The 18740-nt window shown below is 62.5% G+C and carries 15 protein-coding genes and 1 rRNA gene; 5 read left to right on the top strand and 11 right to left on the bottom strand.

All coding sequences use genetic code 11. The features are described 5' to 3' along the window. Window positions 1-230: 230 nt before the first annotated feature. Window positions 231-344, top strand: a 5S ribosomal RNA gene (rrf, locus tag IAG25_RS00010). Window positions 345-416: 72 nt separating this feature from the next. Here the strand turns inward: rrf and IAG25_RS00015 are convergent. Continuing rightward, window positions 417-1607: an MFS transporter gene (locus IAG25_RS00015; RefSeq protein WP_187602917.1), complete on the bottom strand. Its 1191-nt coding sequence runs from the start codon at window positions 1605-1607 to the stop codon at window positions 417-419. Window positions 1608-1756: 149 nt separating this feature from the next. Here IAG25_RS00015 and IAG25_RS00020 point away from each other — a divergent pair, with 149 nt between their 5' ends. Continuing rightward, window positions 1757-2701 (top strand): GlxA family transcriptional regulator, encoded by a 945-nt coding sequence (locus tag IAG25_RS00020; RefSeq protein WP_187602918.1) that lies wholly within the window; start codon window positions 1757-1759, stop codon window positions 2699-2701. Here the strand turns inward: IAG25_RS00020 and bfr are convergent, their stop codons facing one another. The 7 genes from bfr to IAG25_RS00055 form a co-directional block, all read right to left on the bottom strand. Beyond that, the gene (gene bfr, locus IAG25_RS00025) at window positions 2702-3178 is read right to left on the bottom strand and encodes a bacterioferritin (protein ID WP_187602919.1); all 477 of its coding nucleotides are present in this window, start codon (window positions 3176-3178) and stop codon (window positions 2702-2704) included. It lies immediately after the preceding gene. 98 nt (window positions 3179-3276) lie between these two features. Then, complete coding sequence (locus tag IAG25_RS00030) at window positions 3277-4329, bottom strand: ABC transporter ATP-binding protein (RefSeq protein WP_187602924.1); 1053 nt, start codon at window positions 4327-4329, stop codon at window positions 3277-3279. After that, a complete protein-coding gene (locus tag IAG25_RS00035; protein ID WP_375336495.1) occupies window positions 4326-5951 on the bottom strand; it encodes an ABC transporter permease in 1626 nt (541 codons plus the stop codon). The genes IAG25_RS00030 and IAG25_RS00035 overlap by 4 nt, the downstream gene beginning before the upstream one ends. Before the next feature lie 14 nt (window positions 5952-5965). Continuing rightward, complete coding sequence (locus IAG25_RS00040) at window positions 5966-6934, bottom strand: iron ABC transporter substrate-binding protein (RefSeq protein ID WP_255503506.1); 969 nt, start codon at window positions 6932-6934, stop codon at window positions 5966-5968. A gap of 100 nt (window positions 6935-7034) precedes the next feature. Next, entirely contained in the window at window positions 7035-8321 is a 1287-nt protein-coding gene (gene efeB / locus IAG25_RS00045) for an iron uptake transporter deferrochelatase/peroxidase subunit (protein WP_187602928.1), read from the bottom strand. 29 nt (window positions 8322-8350) lie between these two features. Beyond that, window positions 8351-9460 carry a hypothetical protein gene (locus IAG25_RS00050; protein WP_187603679.1) on the bottom strand — a complete coding sequence of 370 codons (1110 nt, stop codon included), beginning with the start codon at window positions 9458-9460 and terminating at the stop codon, window positions 8351-8353. A gap of 97 nt (window positions 9461-9557) precedes the next feature. Beyond that, window positions 9558-10949 (bottom strand): carbohydrate porin, encoded by a 1392-nt coding sequence (locus IAG25_RS00055; protein ID WP_375336496.1) that lies wholly within the window; start codon window positions 10947-10949, stop codon window positions 9558-9560. A 554-nt stretch (window positions 10950-11503) separates the two neighbouring features. Here IAG25_RS00055 and IAG25_RS00060 point away from each other — a divergent pair. From IAG25_RS00060 to IAG25_RS00070, 3 genes are all read left to right on the top strand, one after another. Then, window positions 11504-13294: a serine hydrolase domain-containing protein gene (locus IAG25_RS00060; protein WP_250487575.1), complete on the top strand. Its 1791-nt coding sequence runs from the start codon at window positions 11504-11506 to the stop codon at window positions 13292-13294. Window positions 13295-13559: 265 nt separating this feature from the next. Next, window positions 13560-14117, top strand: coding sequence for a carboxymuconolactone decarboxylase family protein (locus tag IAG25_RS00065; protein ID WP_187602932.1), 558 nt, complete (start codon window positions 13560-13562; stop codon window positions 14115-14117). A gap of 31 nt (window positions 14118-14148) precedes the next feature. Then, window positions 14149-15036 (top strand): helix-turn-helix domain-containing protein, encoded by an 888-nt coding sequence (locus IAG25_RS00070; protein WP_187602933.1) that lies wholly within the window; start codon window positions 14149-14151, stop codon window positions 15034-15036. On the opposite strand, the gene IAG25_RS00075 is transcribed toward IAG25_RS00070, so the two are convergent. The 3 genes from IAG25_RS00075 to IAG25_RS00085 form a co-directional block, all read right to left on the bottom strand. Further along, entirely contained in the window at window positions 14990-15505 is a 516-nt protein-coding gene (locus tag IAG25_RS00075; RefSeq protein WP_187602935.1) for a hypothetical protein, read from the bottom strand. The two genes, IAG25_RS00070 and IAG25_RS00075, sit on opposite strands and share 47 nt — an antisense overlap. Window positions 15506-15550: 45 nt before the next feature. Continuing rightward, window positions 15551-16789: a glycosyltransferase family 4 protein gene (locus IAG25_RS00080; RefSeq protein WP_187602937.1), complete on the bottom strand. Its 1239-nt coding sequence runs from the start codon at window positions 16787-16789 to the stop codon at window positions 15551-15553. Window positions 16790-17185: 396 nt separating this feature from the next. Further along, window positions 17186-18409, bottom strand: coding sequence for a glycosyltransferase family 4 protein (locus IAG25_RS00085; RefSeq protein WP_187602948.1), 1224 nt, complete (start codon window positions 18407-18409; stop codon window positions 17186-17188). Window positions 18410-18740 lie beyond the last annotated feature (331 nt).

The following is an 18740-nucleotide window of genomic DNA, read 5'->3' on the forward strand; positions in this document are numbered from 1 at the left end:
AAGTGCAGTAATGCATTGAGCTAACTGATACTAATTGCCCGTAAGGCTTGATCCTATAACCAGTGTGTTTCGCGATGATCGTCAGTGCTTCAGCACTTACGAGCATCTCGCCCCCGTAGGGGGTAGTACTGGTTGAGCAAAGCGTGTGTGCACAGTCACCACCCGAATTCTTTACCGCTTCTTCCCAGATTGGTTGTAGCGCCCCACAGGCGATACAACAACAAGTCATGCCTGATGACCATAGCGAGTCGGTACCACCCCTTCCCATCCCGAACAGGACCGTGAAACGACTCCACGCCGATGATAGTGCGGATCGCCCGTGTGAAAGTAGGTAATCGTCAGGCTCCTCATGCCGAAAACAAAAACCCCACCCCGAAAAGGTGGGGTTTTTGCGTTTATGGGCCGTTTCATAGATCTCATTCAATGGTCGTCCGCATGTTGACCGATTCGCGATGCCGAATGACTGGTCGCCGCATATAACGATGCGCAGCCTCGGCGAAAACGAAAGCCATTGCAATCAGCGCAGCAGCGATCAGGCTCAGATACTGTCCGCCGATTCTCGGAATCAACGCCCCGCCCAGCAAGCCCGAACACGCGAGTCCGACATACGTAGCGGTGTTATTCAGCGCGAGCACCAGCGGCGCGATATGCGGCGAGATCTGCACGAGACGATGCTGTTGTGGAACGAGAAGCCCCCATCCGCATACGCCCCATATAACGAGTGCTATCGCCGCACCGAATGCGTGTGCCGAAGTCCACGGCAAAGCACAAAAATTGATGACGGCGATCCACAGCATCGCATTGATCAGCGTGCGACTCTCGAACCGGTCCACGAGGCGGCCGGATAGCAGGTTACCGGCCGTCGCCGCTACGCCCCACAGCAAAAACAGGCCTGCGAGAACGCTTTCATCGCCGTGCGTCACGCGCTCCAGCACGACACCCGCATACGTGTAGACCATCAGGAATCCGCCGAACGCGAATAGCGACGTGAGCAAGGTGAGCGCGATACGCACATCGCGGACAGGCGCCAGTCGCTCTTGCAATCTGACCGATGCCGGCCGCGCAACCGATGGCAGCATCGCCCAAACGCCGATCATCGCGACAATCCCGAGCGCGGTGACGAACCACAGCGTCATCCTCCAGCTTCCGAATCCGCCGATGAACGTGCCCATCGGCGAGCCGAGCGCGGTTGCTGCCGTCAAACCGGCGGTAACCGTCGCCAGCGCGCGACCGCGTCTTTCGGGCGCTGCAACCGCCGAAGCAACGCCCAATGCGGTCGGCGAGAATAGCGCGGCGCCGAATCCGGCCAGCGCGCGGGCGAAGAGAACCCACTGCAAATCGGCGGCCAGGGCGCTGACCGCGTTGCCGACGACAAAGATGCCCAGCGCCGAAATCAGCAGAAGCTTGCGCGGCCAGTTGCCGGTGACGGCCGCCATCACGGGCGCGGCCACCGCGTAGGTCAACGCGTAGAAGGTCACCATCAGCCCGGCGAGGCCGATGGACGTATGCAGTGACGCGGCGACGTCTGGAAGAATGCCGGCGACGACAAAGTTGTCGGTGCCCATCGCGAACATGCCCGTTGCCAGTATCAGTAATCGACGATCCATACGAGAGTTTTTTCTGAGGCACGGTTGAGGTTCGGTCGTCCGGTCCGCTTTCACCCGCGGCAACGGCTCGTGGAAAAAGCATAATCGGCGTTGACCGTGTCTCAAATGTCATATATACAATCGATTTAGGACATGACGAGCGGCACGCGATGCACACGATCGGCTTTGTGGTCTTCCCGAACTTCTATCTGCTGGGATTCGCGGCGGTGACCGCCTTCGAGCTGGCCAACGCCGTTTTGGGCGAGCCTGCCTATGGCGTGACTGTTCTGTCCGAACAGGGCGGGCTCGTCCTGTCTTCGGCGGGCGTGCGCGTGGAAACGCAAGCGTTCGGCGATGCCGCATTCGACACGGTGATGTTCAGCTCGGGCGTCGAAATCGATACGAAGTCGGCCGCGTTGACTGCGTTCGTCAGGCGCTCGCTGAGCACGTCGCGACGAATCGCGGCTCCATGCACCGGCGCTTTCATCCTGGCGGAAGCAGGGGTTCTCGACGGCCGCCGCGCAACGACCCACTGGCGTTTCGCCAACGAACTGCAGCGCCGCTTTCCCAGGATCGCTGTCGAAGAGGACCAGATTTTCATTGTCGACGGGCCGATCTGGACCTCGGCAGGCATGACCGCCACGATCGACATGGCGCTCGCGATGATCGAAAAGGATCACGGCCAGGACGTTTCGCGTGCGGTCGCGCGCAAGCTCGTCGTCTATCATCGGCGCGCCGGCGGGCAGTCGCAGTTCTCGACTCTGCTGGACCTCGAACCGAAATCGGACCGCATCCAGAAAGCCATCGACTACGCGAGCGCCAATCTGCGCAATCCTTTGACCGTCGAGGAGCTAGCCGATGTAGCGAGCCTGAGCCCGCGCCAGTTCAGTCGCGCGTTCAGCGCCGAGACGGGGCAATCGCCTGCAAAGGCAGTTGAACATCTGCGTGTGGAAGCCGCGAGATTGTTGCTGGAGAAAGGGCGTCTGTCGCTAGACGTGATAGCGGACGAAGTCGGTTTCTCGGATCGGGAGCGAATGAGACGGGCGTTCCTGCGCACGACCGGGCAGCCACCGCAGGCCGTTCGTCGTGTCAGCAGGGAAAGCGCCGGCGCGTGATCACACGACCTTGTGAATGGCAGACTGCTGATAATTCTGGATGCCGATCTTGTCGATGAGGCCGATCTGAATCTCCAGCCAGTCGATGTGATCCTCGGTGGCGTCGAGAAGTTCGACCAGGATTTCTCTCGACACGAAGTCCCGCACCGACTCGCAATAGACGATGCCCTCCTTGCATTGCGCCTGAGCCGCCATCTCGAGCTTGAGATCGTTCTGGAGTGCTTCGAGCGTGTGACTGCCGATGGATAGCGGGTGCAGATCCTGCAAATTGGGCATGCCGTCGAGCATGAGGATGCGCTCGATCAGCTTGTCCGCATGCGTCAACTCATCCATCGACTCGTTGTATTCGTGCGCGCCGAGCTCTTCGAAACCCCAGTGCTTGTAGAGGCGCCCGTGAAGAAGATACTGGTGCACGGCCGTCAGTTCGTTCTTCAGTTCGGCGTTGAGGTAGTCAATCACTTTCGGATCGCCTTGCATACCGTCTCCTGCCTGATCACGTGGCTACCCAATCAGAATAGACGCTGAGCGACAACAGGCCCACAACGAGACTCATTTTCATTCGCAGGGCAAATTGGTCAGAAATCGCGCGATAGGCGATAAGCCACCGCATCGCCTTCGACCGATATATGGACTTGCTCGTCGATACGCGGCGCACGAAATCCCGGCACGCAGGCTACGACCGTGCACTCTTCCCCATGTTTCAGCCTGAGCGTGACGAGCGCGTCGCGGCCATTGAAGCCGACGTCGATCACGATCGCCTCGCGCGACGCGGGCGACGTTTCCGCGGCGAGGCGAATCTGTTCGGGCCGGATCATCACATCGACCGGGCCTGTCGCGACAGGACTCGAAAGCGGAAGCCTGCCGAGCGCGCAGCTCGCGAAATTGCCATTGGCGATGCCGCGCAGCAGCACCGCGTCGCCGACGAATGACGCCAGTTCGCGCGTCGCCGGCCGTCGATAGATCTCCTCCGCGGACGCGTTCTGCACGAGCCTGCCGTTCCAGAGCACAGCGACCTGCTGTCCCAGCGAGAGCGCCTCCGCCTGATCGTGCGTGACGAGCACGGCGGTCGTACCGGTTTGCGCCAGCGCACCCGCGACGGCTTTGCGCGTCTCGATCCGCAAGGCTGCATCGAGCGAAGAAAACGGTTCGTCGAGCAGGATCAGTCCGGGCGACGGCGCGAGCGCCCGCGCCAGCGCGACGCGTTGCTGCTGCCCGCCGGAAAGCTGTTGCGGCGCACGCTGTGCGTAGTCGAGCGGCAATCCGACCAGCGCCAGCAACTCCGCCACCCGATGATGCGCACGGCGCTCGCCACGCGGCAGCCCGAACACGATGTTTTCCGCCACCGACAGATGCGGAAACAGCGCGCCTTCCTGCGGCACATAACCGATGCGCCGATGCTCCGTCGGCACGAACGAGCCGAGGCCGTCCACCCGACGGCCGTCGATTTCGATGATGCCGCCATCCGCGCGCTCGAAGCCGCACAAGAGTCGCAGCAGCGTCGTCTTGCCGCTCCCGGACGGGCCGAGCAGCGCGAAAAGCGTGCCCCGCGAAACAGTGAGATCGACGCCATGCAGCACGGGATGGTCGTCGAAGGCCTTGCGCAGACCCTGCACGCGAAGTTCGCTCATGGGTTGGCTGAATGTCGAGGATCGAGCAGCGCGGAGCGTCCGAGCAATACGAAAAGCAGGCCCGACGCGCAGAACGAGATGAGCGTCAGCAAGGCCGCATAGGGCGCGGCGGCGGCGAATGCGAGCGTCGATGTATCGGACCAGACTTGCGTCGCGAGCGTGTGGGTGTCGAGTGGCGCAAGCAGCAGCGTGGCGTTCAGTTCCGTGACAACGGAGATGAAGACCATCGCCGCCGCCGCGCCGAAGCCCGGACCGGCGAGCGGCAGCATCACGCGCAGAAAGGTCTGCGTGACGTCGAGGCCGAGCGAGCGCGCGGTGTCTTCCAGACGCGGTTGCGCCTGCATCAGCGCGGCGCGCACGCTGACGAGCGCGAGTGGCAGAAAGAGAATCGCGTAAGCGGCGATCAGCAGCGTCACGCCCTGATACAGCGGTTGCAACGCGCGCACCGCGAGCGACACGATCGCCAGTGCGATCACGAGTCCCGGCACGCCTTGGGCGAGAAAGACGACGCGCTCCATCGCCGTCGCGATGCGTCCGGGATAGCGCACGAGCAAGAGCGCGAGCGGAAACGAAAGAACCACGGTGAAGACCGCCGCGAGCAGGCCGAAGCCGACGGAAGACATCGTCGCATCGAACAACAGTTTCGGCGATACCTCCGCAGGCGTGACGGCCGCCGCGCCTTCCTGCGTGAGCCAGAACGCGATCATGCCGAGCGGCACGCCGAGCGTGACGACGACGAGCGCGGCGAAGCCCCCGACGACCGGCCAGCGCCATCGTCCGAGTTCGTAACGCAGCGCCGCGCGGCGCGCGCCGCGATCGACGCGTTCGTAACGCGCGCGTCCGCGCAGCCGGAATTCGAGCGCGAGCACGATCAGACACAGCAGCAACAAAACGCACGCGACGAGCGACGCGCCGCCGCCGTCGAAACTCGTGCGGTACTCCGCGTAGATTTCCGTCGTGAACGTGCGATAACGCAGCATCTGAAACGCGCCGAACTCCGACAGCACGCCGAGCGCGACGAGCAGCATGCCGCCGAGCAGCGCGGGCCGCAATTGCGGCAACACCACGCGTGCGAACACGGCCCATCGACCGCAACCGAGCGACCGCGCGCTTTCCTCCAGTGCTGGATCCATGCCGCGCAAGGCCGCGGCGACAGGCAGGTAAACGAGCGGAAAGTATGCCGACGTAATCACGAGCAACGCACCCGCGAAGTCCTGCAGGTCGAGGCTGATCGATACCCACGCGTAACTCGATACGAAAGCGGGCATCGCGAGCGGCGCGGCGGCGAGCATCGCCCAGATGCGTCGTCCGGGCAGACGCGTGCGCTCGATGAACCAAGCCGCCGCCGTGCCGATCACCGCCGATGTGATTGTCGCGCCGAGCGTGATCCACAGCGTGTTGAGCAGCAACTCGCCGACGAGCGGGCGAAACAGCAGTTCGATTGCGTCATCGAGTCCGTTCGCGCTCGCGCGCCAGAACGTGAACGCGAGCGGCGCCAGCACGAGCAGCGCGGCGAGCGATGCGCACGCGAGCAAGACACGCGGCGCTCGCTTCGTCGTCCGAAGGAGCGCGCCGTCCGCGGACGGCTCCAGTGCCGCGACCGCTTCGCCCGGCTCGATCAATTCGCTCACCGGCTTCAGATCAGCCCGGCCTGACGCAGAAGCTTGCCTGCCTGACTGTCGTCGCCGAGTTGTTCGAGTGTGAGTGTGGGCGGCTGCAACTGGTCGAACGGTTTGAGCAGCGGATCGGGTGCGACGCCCGCGAGCAGCGGATATTCGTAGCTCACGCGGCTTTTCGCCATCAGCGCCTGCGCGCGTTCGCTGACGAGATACTTGAGGAACTGCTGCGCGCCTTCGACGTTATGGGCGCTCTTCATGATCGCCGCCCCCGACACGTTGACGAGCCCGCCGACATCGCCGTTGCCGTAGTGATAGATCGCGCTGCGTGTGGCCTTGTCGCCGAGTTCGGCATGCAGGCGCGCCCAGTAATAGTTGTTGATGATGCCGGTCGTCACGCCGCCGCGATTGACGGCCGCGACCACGCCTTCGTCGTCGTCGAAGATCTGTGCGTTCGTCTTCAGGCCCTTGAGCCATTGCAGCGTCTGTTCCTGACCCTTCAACGCGAGCACCGCGCTCACCAGCGGCAAAAAATCCGCGTCGCTCGGCGCGATGCCGACCTTGCCCTTCCATTCGGGCTTCGCGAGATCGAAGAGCGATGGCGGCAGTTGCGATGGCTGGATCTTGCCCGTGTTGTAGGCGAGCACGCTCTCGCGCGCGGTGACGCCGACCCATTGTCCGGTCGGCGAGTTGTAGCGCGCGGGAATGATCGAGAGCGTCGCCGGATCGACTTTGGCGAGGAGGCTTTTCTCTTCCAGCAACATGAGCTCCGGCGAATTCTCGGTGAAGTACACGTCCGCTGGCGTATTCGCGCCTTCCGCGACGAGCTGCGCCGCGAGCGCCGGCCCTTCGCCGTTGCGAATCTTCACGCCGATGCCGGTCTGCTGCTCGAAGTCTTTCGCGAGCATGTTCATGACCTGCTCGTGCTGCGCGTTGTACACGACGATCGACGCCGCGTGCGCGCTCACCGCGATCGACAGCGTCAACATCACCACTTGCGGCAACTGCCGCCATATGCCGAACCGAGATTGAGCCATGGAGCCTGTTCCTCTTGACGTTATGTTTTTATGCACGGGCCTGTGACTGTCTTCAGGCCTCGAACAACTGCGCGCCGATATACGAGCCTTCCTTCGCGCCCGGCGGCACCGCGAAAATCGCGCTGCCGACATGCGTGGTGAACTGGTTCATCATGTCGAACTTCGCGAGCTTCGCGTTGATCGGAATGAAGCCCGTGCGCGGGTCCGACTGATGCGCGATGAAGATCAGCCCCGCGTCGTATTCGGTTTCCTGCCGCCACGGCGGCCAGCGCTCGATATAGAAATTGGTGCCGTCGTTGTATGAGTACGAGCGGCGCAGGATCTGCATGCCGCTGTTGCTCTGGTGGTTCGACAGCCGCACGTGCGAGTTTTCCGCGATCGTCGGATTGCCGTCCTTGTCGGCGGCGTCGAGATCGACCGCATCGAATTCGTTCTTCTTGCCGATGGGCGCGCCGCTGTACTTGTGGCGTCCGAAGACCTGCTCCTGAAAGCCCAGCTCCATCGTGTCCCAGTGCTCCAGCGTGATGCGGATTCGGCGCACCACGGTGTACGTGCCGCCTTTCATCCACGGCGCGTCGGCGCCGTCGGCCCAGACGAACTGATTGATGAGCGGCGGCTGCGCAGTGGCCGGATTGTTGGTGCCGTCCTTGAAGCCCATCAGATTACGCGGCGTCTGTCCCTTCGGGCCCGACAGAAATCCGGCCTGACCCCAGCGGATCGTCGTCACGTTCGCGATCGTGCCCATGCGCGCGAGTTGCCGCACCGCGTGAAACGCGACCTGCGCATCGTTCGCGCAGGCCTGGATCATCAGATCGCCGCCGGTCTTCTCGGGGATGAGCTGATCGCCATTGAAGCGCGGCAGATCGACGAGCGCGGCGGGACGCTTCGATGCGAGACCGAAGCGATCCTTTCCGTCGCTCGTCTTGAAGAGGCCCGGCCCGAAGCCGAACGTGATCGTCAGCGCCGATGCGCCGAGGCCCAGCACATCGGCGGAGTCGGGCGCGGACTTGTCGTCGGGCGTGTTCAGCGCGGCGGCCGTGTCACCGCGCGTCATGCGCGCCGCGGCGATCGTCCATGCGCGCAGCAACGACACGAGTTCGTCGCGATTGTCGGTCTTCACGTCGAACGCCGCCATGTACGTGTGGCTCTGCTGCGGCGTCACGATGCCCGCCTGATGCGCGCCGTAGAACGGCTCGGTTTGCCGTTGCGCGTCGTCGGCGGGCGTGCGCGTGAGTGCGGCCCGCGCGACGCCCGCACCGGACGCGAGTCCCGCCGCCGCGCCCGCTTTCAGAAAACCTCGCCGGCCCGGACGGCGTGGCGTCGATTGATCGTCGTTCATGATGCTGCCTTCCCTCGCGTGCCCGCCCGTCACTTCGCGATGACGAGCGTGTTGACATCGTCCTGCACGTAATAGAACCCGTCGCCTTCCGGCGTCATCGCGATGCCGAACAGGTCGCCGTTGCCCGGAGGGCTTTGCGCCTTGTCGGTGTCGATCCAGCGCGCATAAAGCTGCTTGCCGCTTTCGGGAATGATTTCGACCACCTGGCCATTGAGCGCGTTGGTCACGAGCAGATGGCCGTTGGGCGCGGTGACCATCGCGAGCGGACGATGCAGCAGGCCGTCGGCGGTCAACTGCCGGCCGACGCCCGCGCTGGTGTCGCGCGTCAGCGGGTCATCGATTTCGTTGATGCGGTTGCCGATCGCATCCGATACATACAGCAGCTTCTTGTCCGCCGAAAGCGCGAGCCCGGTCGGGCCGACGAGGAACACGCCCTTGTCGGCCTGCGCGCCGAAGCCGCTGCCGACCACGGTTTCCTTCCTGATGACCGGCGGCTGTCCCTCGGGAATGTCGAGATCAAGCCGCAGCACGGTGGCCTGCTTGAACACGGGCGGCTTGCCTTCGGCGCTACCCACGCCGAAGCCCGCCATGCTGATGAAGAGCGTCGCGCTCGTGCCGTTGTCGTCCACGGCCATGTTGCCCCACGGATCGTTGATGTTCGGGCTCGACCACACCTTCGCGATCTTGCCGCTCGAATCGAGCACGACGAGACAGCCCGCGCCTTTGGTGCCGGTGGTGCCGTCGTTGCTGGGCGTGCTGCCGACGATCACCCAGCCCGACTTGAGCATGGTCATCGCCGTCGAGAGGCCGACGCCGCCCGGGCACTCTTTCAGATCGCGCGGAATCTGCGCGAACAGCGTCATCTCTTTCGTGTCGGGGTGATAGTTGACGATGGTGCTGCCCGTGCCCTGCAGATTGGCCGCGTTGTTGAAGTTGTCGATGAGCACGTCGCCCTTCTTTATCGTCCCCGCCGACACCGGCGCGACGAAGATCGCATACGGATTCTGGTCGCCGTTGTCCGGCACCGTGTTGATGAGCGTCGTGTTATGGTGCAGCGTTTCGAGGAAGCCTTGCGGCTCGGCGTGCGCCGCGCATGGAAGAAGGCTGGCGGCGATGACCGTCGCGAACGCGAGGAGCATGCGTCGCGTCGAAGAGAATGCTGCGCGCGTGTTTTGAGTGGCCGTCATGATCTGAATGCTTCGCTTGGGTCGTGGAATGTCGCGCGTCGATTTGGGCTTAGAACGTGAGGTTCGCCCGCACGCCGATCACGAAGGTGTTGCGCAGCGGCTGCGTCGGATCGTTCGGATTCTGGCCTGCGCCCGCGTTGAACGTATATTGCGCATCGGCCTGCATGGTCCACCACGGCGTGACCTGATAGATGTACGTCGCTTCGATGGTGGTTTCCTGCGTCCTCACGCCATACGGCGAGTTGAGGAAGTTGCGGTAATCGAGATCGAGATCGTGCACGTGATTGCCGACCTTGATGTAGGTGACCGCGAGACCCACGCTGTCGTCATCGCGTCCTTTGAAAGGCGCTTTCATGACGATGCCCGCGTTCGCCGCGAAGCTCACCAGATTGCGATCGCCCGGCGCGCCCATCAGCCGCGTGAACACGCCGATGCTGCGCGGTTCGTCGGGATCGGGACGCCAGATCATTTGATCCGCGACGGCATAGAAGCTGTAATTGCCGTGATGCGATTGCGGCACGCCCGTCGACGCGGGATTGGCCAGCGACAAGCCGGTGTTGTCGAAACGCTGATCGTCGAAGCGGTTGTTGTTGTACCAGACGCCCAGCTTGTAAGTGCCCGGCAGCTTGTTGCTGTTCATGCCGACCATCTCGCCGTCCGACGGCTGGTTGATCGCATATTGCAGTTCGCCGATGAACAGCGTGCCGTTGTGCAGATTGAAGTTGGTGCCGTGCAGATTGTCCGGGTTATTGCCGAGCGGATCGCCGTCGAACACGCCCGCGAGCGCGGTGAGTTGCGGCGTGATCTGACCGCGCACGCGCACACCGAGCGCGGAAAGCGGATAAGCGGGTCCGCCTGAAGGCATGTCGTACGAGGGCAGGGCGGGCCAGCCGAACATCGTGTTGATGAAGGTGGCGGAATACTGACTCGTGATGAATTCCTGATCGATACTTTGCTGACCGATCTTGATATCGACACGCTTGTCCAGGAACGACTGCTGATACCACAACTCCCACAGCCGCGTGGTGGCTTCCGCTTCGATTCCGCTCGCCGTGTTCAACGTGCCGAGATAGCGCGTGCTCAGATTGGTGCCGTGAATCTGCAGCGCGCTGACATTGAACTGGCCGCCGGGCAGGCCGAACGCCTTCTGCGTATCGATGCCTACCGTCGCCGTGGTGAGGCCATCGTATGCGCCGCCGCGACCGAGGCCGCCGCGCACGTTCGCGAGGTACTCGCTCGTCTCAGTCAACTGGAACGTGACGCCGTATTTGCCGAGCCACGGGCGCAAGCCGCCCATGTCGCCGAGCATGGTTTCGCGTGTCCAGAAGCCGGTCCAGAAGTTGGACGGCTGCGCCTGAATCTGAAGGTCGGCTTCGGGCGCTTCCGGCGCGGCATCGGGACTGGTGGCCGCGAACGCGCTGCCGGCGAGAGCGTTCAACATCAGCGCCGTGGCTACGGTCAGGCATCTGGCCGCGGGCATGACGGACCGCGCGGACGCCGCACGCCCGGTTCGTCGATGCCGATATGCGGATCGGTCGATTTTCATTGAACTCCTAATTGTTATTTTCTTGTCGATCGCATTGATCAGGAAAATTGAATTAATGCGGCGTTGCGACTTGAGTCCTGAATGGCTTGAATCGAATCGTACGTTGGACGTTTATTCTCGTCAATATAAATGAGAATGATTCTCAGGTAGGTTACTTTTACCTATCTTCATATTGCTGAATTGACAGGTTTCGTTGAGCTAATGGAAGTCGAAGCTAAGTTAGCGGTCTCTTAAAAAGGAGTGAAGGCAGCATCGACTTTCGATCAAGCGATGAGTCGCCGCGCAATTTCATGCCTATAATCCACCGCGAAAGGACCGAGCCGCACAAAAACACGCCCCTGCGAAAAACAACAAGGAGAGCCGTCGTGTCCCGATCCAACCGTACGAGCTTCAGCCCCCGTGCGCCCAGCGCGGGCCGACGGCAATTTCTCGGCGCGGCCGGCGCCGGCATGCTGGCGACGATCCTTCCGGGCTGCGGCAGCGATCACTCCGACTCGCAGCCGTATCCCCAAACGGTCGCGATGGGCCAACAGTCCATCCAGCAGATGATCGCGGACCCGGCGCAACCGGTCGCCGCAATTTCCGTCGCCATGCTCAAGGGCGGCAACGTGTTCTGGCAGCAGGCGTTCGGCGTGTCGTCGGTGCCGAGCCAGACCCAGGCGACGATCCAGACGCGCTTTAACATCGGCTCGGTCAGCAAGCTCTTTGCGGCGCTCGCGGCTGCGATTCTTCAGGATCGCGGACTCATCACGCTCGATACGCCGATCGTCCGATACCTGCCGACGTTCACGATGCTGTCCCCCGAGTACGCGAAGATCACCACGCGTCATCTGCTGTCGCACTCGTCGGGATTGCCCGGCACCAATTCGCGCAACCTCTTCACCTTCGCGCCGGTTCCCGGTTACGCGGCCGACACACAAGCCGAACTCGCGAACACACATCTCAAGCATCTGCCGGGCGAACTCGCCGTGTATTGCAACGACGGCTTCACGATGGTCGAGCAGATCGTCCTCGCGATGACCGGGCAAAGCTTTGCGAGCTTCGTCGAAGCGAACATTCTCGCGCCGCTGAAGATGACGAACTCCAGCTATCTCACGGCCGTGCCGAACGGCGGTTCGTTTTCCTATCCGTTCGCAAATGGCACGCAGTACCAGGAGTTCGTCAATGCGTACGCGACCGGCGGGCTGAGCTCGACGCCCGGCGACATGATGAATCTCGCGCAGATGATCATCGGCGGCGGCATGTTTCAGGGCCAACGCGTGGTGTCCGCGGCGGGCATCGCGGAGATGGGCACGGACCAGTCGACGGGACTCTTGATCAACCCATCGCCCGAATGGCGCTGGGGTCTCGGCTGGGACTCGGTCCAGCAGCCCGCGCTTCAGGCCGCGGGCATCCTCGGATGGGAAAAGGACGGCGGGACCGCGTTCTATTCGAGCGAATTTTTCGTCGTGCCGCAGGCGCAACTTGCGCTGATGGTGACCGGCAACTCGGGCTACGATGCGCGCAAGCTGGCGGAATCGCTCGTCCTGTCCGCGCTGAAGGAGGACGGCACGATCGCGTCGCTCCCGGCCAAGGTCAGCACGACGGCGCCGCCGGCCGCGTCGGCGCCGGGCATCGCGAATGCCGGCGGCATCTACGGCAACTCCGATTCCCCGCTGCAGGTGATCGCCAATCCCGACGGCAGCCTGCAACTGAATAAGTGGAACGGCCCCACGCGCGCGTGGACGCAGGTCGGCACATACCAGTACCGCAGCGACGGATGGTGGTGGAGCAACAGCGATGCCGCGTCCTATCGTTTCACGGTCGTGTCGGGAACCGATGGCGAGGGCAACGCGTTCAGTTATCGCTATGTGATGAAGCGCGTCGTGCCGGGCGCGGGCTACGCCTATCTCACGCTGCCGATCGGGCAGCAACTCGCGCCGCTGGCGCCACTCGACGCCGCGTGGCAGCAGCGCGCGGGCACACAGTGGACCTTGACGAACGATTCGCCGACGGCCGTACCGATCGTCATCCTGGGCAATCCGCCGGCCTTCCTCACCACGTTGCCCGAACTGGCGGGCTATGTCCTGTACGGCAACGAAGACCTTCGCTATCAGCTCTTCGTGCCGCTCGCGGACGATCGCGGCGGCATGTCGGTGAAGGTGCCCGGAAACTTCGGCCGCGATCTCTATGAAATCCGTTTCGGATCGACGGGCGGGACGACATTGACGCTGGGCAGTTCGATCTACGACAAGGCGTAAAGGCGTCCGCATCCACGCTGCCGGCCGGCGCCGATCGAGACATGATGTCTTTCCAAAGCCCGGCCAGCACGTCGGGCGCGTCCCCATAGCCCTGTCCGATACCCTGCCTCTCGAAGCCTCGGTGTTCTACAGCGCAGTCGCGAAGCGACTCCCGACCCGGCCCGCAAGTCGATTACATGCGATGTAATTGGCGCAATGCACGAGCGCTCCTACTCTATGGCTTTCGCGCCTCCGTTCCGGTTGCGCGTTACTGCCAGGAGATACCATGCTCAACTATCCCGTTCACACGATCGAATCCGCGCCCGCGCAATCGCGGCCCGTGCTCCAGCAATTGCAGCAGGCGTTCGGCCTGATCCCGAACGTCGCGGGCACAATGGCCGCATCGCCGGTGCTGATCGACGCTTTCATCGGCGTATTCCAGCGCGTGCATGCGAGTAGTCTGACCGAGCCGCAGATTCAGACCGTGCTGTTGACGAACGCGGTCGCGAACGCGAGCGAATGGCCGGTCGCGTTTCATACGGCGCTCGCGCTGAAGGAGGGCGTGCATCGCGGAGACGTCGAGGCGATCCGTCGAGGCGTCTTGCCCGGCGATGCCAAACTGGCCGCGCTGTCGGCATTGGCGCGTGCATTGATCGGCAAGCGCGGCCGTCTGGACGAGTCGGACCAGCGACGTTTTCTCGAAGCGGGTTTCGATGCCGCGCAGATACTGGAAGTGATTGCGGTGGTGGCGGCATCGACGATCACGAACTACACCAGCAGCGTGACGCGCCCGCCGCTCGAGACGCAGTTCGAAGCGTTCGTCTGGCATGCGCCGATAGCCTGAGTGTCCCTTCACAACCGATACCGGAGATCCGATGAACGCCATGCGTCCCGATCCGAATGCTCCGCCGGGCGAACTCGGTGATCTGTTGCGCTACTGGCGCGATGTGCGGGGCATGAGCCAGCTCGGTCTGTCGCTGGAGGCCGGCGTCTCGCAACGTCAGATCAGCTTCATCGAAAGCGGACGCAGCGTGCCGGGGCGGGATACGTTGCTGACGCTGGCGCAGACGCTCGATGTGCCGCTGCGCGAGCGCAACGCGCTGTTGCTCGCGGCGGGCTATGCGCCGATGTATTCGGAGGCGCCGTGGAACGCGCAGGAGATGCACGGCGTCGTGCGCGCGCTGGAACGCGTCGTTCGCCAGCATGAACCGTTTCCGGCGATCGTGATGGATCGCCACTGGAACGTCCTCATGACGAACGACGCCGCGCCGCGCTTCTTCGGCTGTTTCATCGACATGGCTTCGCGTGAAGGCCCGCGCAACATGCTGCATCTGATCTTCGATCCGCGAGGGATGCGCCCCTTCGTGGCCGATTGGGAAACCGTCTCGCGAAGCCTGCTGCAACGGGTGTATCGGGAATCGGTCGGCCATATGGTCGATGGCGGCACCCGGCTTCTGCTCGACGAACTACTCGCCTATCCGGATGTGCCGCGCGACTGGAACACCCATCACGGGCGATCCGCCGCGCCCACTATGCCGGTCATTCCGATCGGCTTCGTCAGCGAGGGCGCGGTGCTTCGCTATTTCTCGATGGTCACGACCGTGGGCGCACCGCAGAACGTCGCGACACAGGAGCTGCGTCTGGAGTGCATGTTTCCCGCCGATGACGAGACCGAAGCACGTCATCTGCAATTGCTCGACGCGCATTCGAAAGGGATCAGCGACTCGCGCCGAGATGCGACCGCCGGGCATCGAGGTCCTTGATCGCGGGAAACACCTCGTCGTCCCACGAATCCAGACCATAGGACCGAACGATTAGATTTTGCGCGACGAAGACCTCGAACATCGGCGTGCCCGGATGCAGGCGCTGCTCTTTTCGATTTCGCTCCGACAGCCAGCGAAGGGCCTGAGGATAATCGTCCGGCGTCTCGTTGCTGGCAATCGATGCGCGCTCGACGATGAAAAGCTGCGCGCCGGGATGCGTGCGCGCCCAGGATTTGAAGTGTCCCTGTCCCGCGAAAGGCCCCATCCAGCGCACGCAATATTTGCAGTCCGGAGCCGAGTGGACGACCAGCGTGATGACGTCGCCTTCGGCTATCGTCGTGCGGCTGACCTTTGCCGGGACTGCACTGTGCGCTTCATTCGGAAGGCGCGCATTCACGAACACCACGGCCAACGCGGCCAGCAGCGTTGCAAGCACGCACTTCACAGCAGCGTTCATGGAGTTGCGCATGATGACCTCGCAAGGCCGACTCGCTGACTTCTAACCCACCCGGCTTCAGTTCGCTTCCCGTCCCGTCGCCATCGACGGCTTTCGCTCTTCGACGCAAACCATCCCTTCGTACAATTCGACGTACGCGTTGATCATCGCGTCGTGGCTGAACTTCCTGGCATGCTGGCGCAGCCGATCATGTGCCGAGGGATCGTCGAGCAAGGCGCTCGCTTCGTGAATCTTGCCGATCATCGTCTCGGGGCGGGCAACGTCGAACAGGAGATTCGATTGCGGCTCGATGATCTCGGGGATGCCACCCAGGTTCGACCCCACGACGGGCACGCCGTGTGAGTACGCTTCGAGAACGACGAGCCCGAACGGTTCGTTCCACACGGACGGCACCACGAGAATATCGATACCGCTCAGGAAATCGGAGGGCTCCACCCGGCCAAGGAAAGTGACACGCGGGTCCGCATATTTCGTCTTGATGCTTTCGACGTAGTCCGGATCGCCGGTTCCGCCGACGGCGAGCGTCCAGTTGAGCGTCTGATCCGCGAGCAGTTGTTCGAGCAGGAGTTCGAGGCCTTTTTCGGGCAGCACGCGTCCGAGCATGCCGAGTTTCAATGGCGCGTTTTCGACTCGCTTCGAATACTGCTTCGCTGCTGAATCCAGGGTCGGCTTATAGCAATTGTTGATGACGGTGGTTTTCGCGGCACGCGAAAAAAACCCGCTCTCGATATGCTTCTGCAACACGAAGCCGCTCACGCCGATCGCCGCGTTGACCTGCGCGGACGCGAGCTGCTTCGGCTTTGCGTACAGCGAGCACACGCCGCATTGACTCGGGCAAGGCTTTCCGCCGGTCAGCATGGTCGCCGTGGGGCACAGCAGATAATAGTCGTGGATGGTGTGCACGATCGGCACGCCTGCGTTGCTCGCGACGCGCCACGCATCGACGGAAAGACAGGAGAGATTGGCCGTATTGACGATGTCCGGCTTCTCGCGCCTGATGATGTCGGCGAGCTTTCGTGACATGGCCGTGTTGCGTACGTCGATCGCGTGCCATATCAGTTTGGCGACGCGGGAATGCTCGCCGGGAGCATGCGGCCAGTAGAGATTGCTCGATCGAAGACGGTAGACCTTCGCGCCGTTGACTTCCTCGCTGCGGTCCTCGCCGACGCCGGTGGCGCAGACTACGCACACCTCTACACCGGCCTTGACCAGTCCTTCGGCAAGGAGTCGCGTCGCAACTTCGGCGCCGCCGACCTCGTCTGGAAAATATAACGTGTTCGCGATCAGTACTTTCACGGCGTATGAAGAAGATGCGGATCGATGCGGGCCGACGGCTTGACGGTCTGAAGGTCTTCGCGCAAGCCACAGCCTGATGAGCGCTTCCCGATGATTCGACGGGTCGTGTGTCCCTTCATGAGTCGCGGCTCCTGTATTCCTGCGTATGGCCTGACGGCTAACAGTTGGCGCCGCGTCATCTCGATCCGGTCGGCAAACGAAAACAATATGAATGTGACCGGGCGAACTGATCAAACTTGCTACGAGCTGTGCGGATCAGTTTACCCCATCGAAGCTTGAGGCATCGCAGTTTTTCAATTTGCGTGCTTCTGCTTACTTTCCAGGTTCCAGGTGAATCAATACTTCGATCCGGCTACCTGTAAAAACGATATGGGCCTCGACAAAAGTAGGCGAGGTTCACGGGCATACGACGCGCGGAATGGCCTGCTCGGTGAGCACGCTTTCATATAGCGCCCGATAAGCATCGACCATCGCATCCACGTTGAAGCGCCCGGCGTATTCGCGCAGACGCTCGTGTACGTCCGGGTCTTCGAGCAGCGCAATCGCTTCATGCAACTTGCCGATGATCGTCGATGGACGCGCCATGTCGAACACCAGATTCGTGCGCGGCTCGATGACCTCGGGAATGCCGCCGGTGTTTGCACCGACGACGGGCACGCCGTGCGAATACGCTTCGACCGTCACGCGACCGAACGGTTCGTTCCAGATCGATGGCACCACGAGAATATCGATGCCATTGAAGAATTCATCGGGGTTCACACGGCCGAGATACTCGATGCGCGGGTCGTCGTACTTCGCCTTGATCGCACTGAGATAGTCCGCATCCGCGTGGCCGCCGACGGCGAGCGTCCATTGCAGCGTGTCGTCGCCGAGCAGTTGCTCGAGCAGCACTTCCAGCCCTTTCTCTTTCGACACCCGCCCGAGCAGGCCGAGCCGCACCGGACCACCGCGATAACGGCGCGTGCGTTGCGGCAAGCTCGAATCTTCGTTCGACTCGCAGGCGTTGTAGATGACCGCCGTGCGTGCCGCGCGTGAAAAGTAGCCGCTTTCCAGGTGCTTTTGCAGCACGAAGCGGCTGACGCCCACGGCGGCCGCGACGCGCGCCGACGCGACGCGCTTGGGCTGCGCATACACCGCGCAGACGCCGCACTGCCGCTGGCACGGCTTGTCGTGAGAGAACATGATGGCCGTCGGACACATCAGATAATAGTCGCGCGCCGTATGCACGATCGGCACGCCGGCATTGCGTGCGAGCCGCCAGATATCGACGGAGAGGCAAGACAGGTTGCTGGTGCTGATGACGTCCGGCTTTTCGCGCGCGATGATGCTGGACAGCTTGCGCGACATGATGACGTTATATACATCGATGGCGTGCCAGATGAGCTTCGCGACGCGGCCGTGCTTCTCTCGCACATGCGGCCAGTAAAGATTGACCGAACGTAGCCGATACACCTTCACGCCGTTCACATCGTCGACACGGTCGGCGCCCGTGCCTGTCGCGCAGACCACGCAGACTTCGATGCCCGCCCTGACCAGGCCCTCGGCGAGAAGCCGCGTCGATATCTCGGCGCCTCCGGGTTCATCCGGAAAGTAGAGGGTGTTCGCGATCAGTATCTTCACGACGTCGAAGTCTCCTTGGAAAGGCCTATTCAGAAACACGGCGGTGCGAAGTGCTATCAGGGTGCAACAGTCGAGGACACGACAGAAAACCCTGTGAATCGAGGCATAAAGTTAAATCATCATACTCGACGTGAGATCACTCGACGTCGTGTCGATGCATTGAGCAGCAGCGCCCGGCGACGCAATGTCGTACCGTGCTCATCTCTGCCATGACAGGTACTCGCGCGAGCGCATTTCTGCTGCGGATAGAGAAGGCGTGCGCATCGTGAATCCGCTCGCAGAGACTACGCTGCAGAAAACATAACAGTTTGCGCACCATCGTTCAATGCAG

Source organism: Caballeronia sp. EK (assembly GCF_014384845.1).
Classification (GTDB): domain Bacteria; phylum Pseudomonadota; class Gammaproteobacteria; order Burkholderiales; family Burkholderiaceae; genus Caballeronia; species Caballeronia jiangsuensis.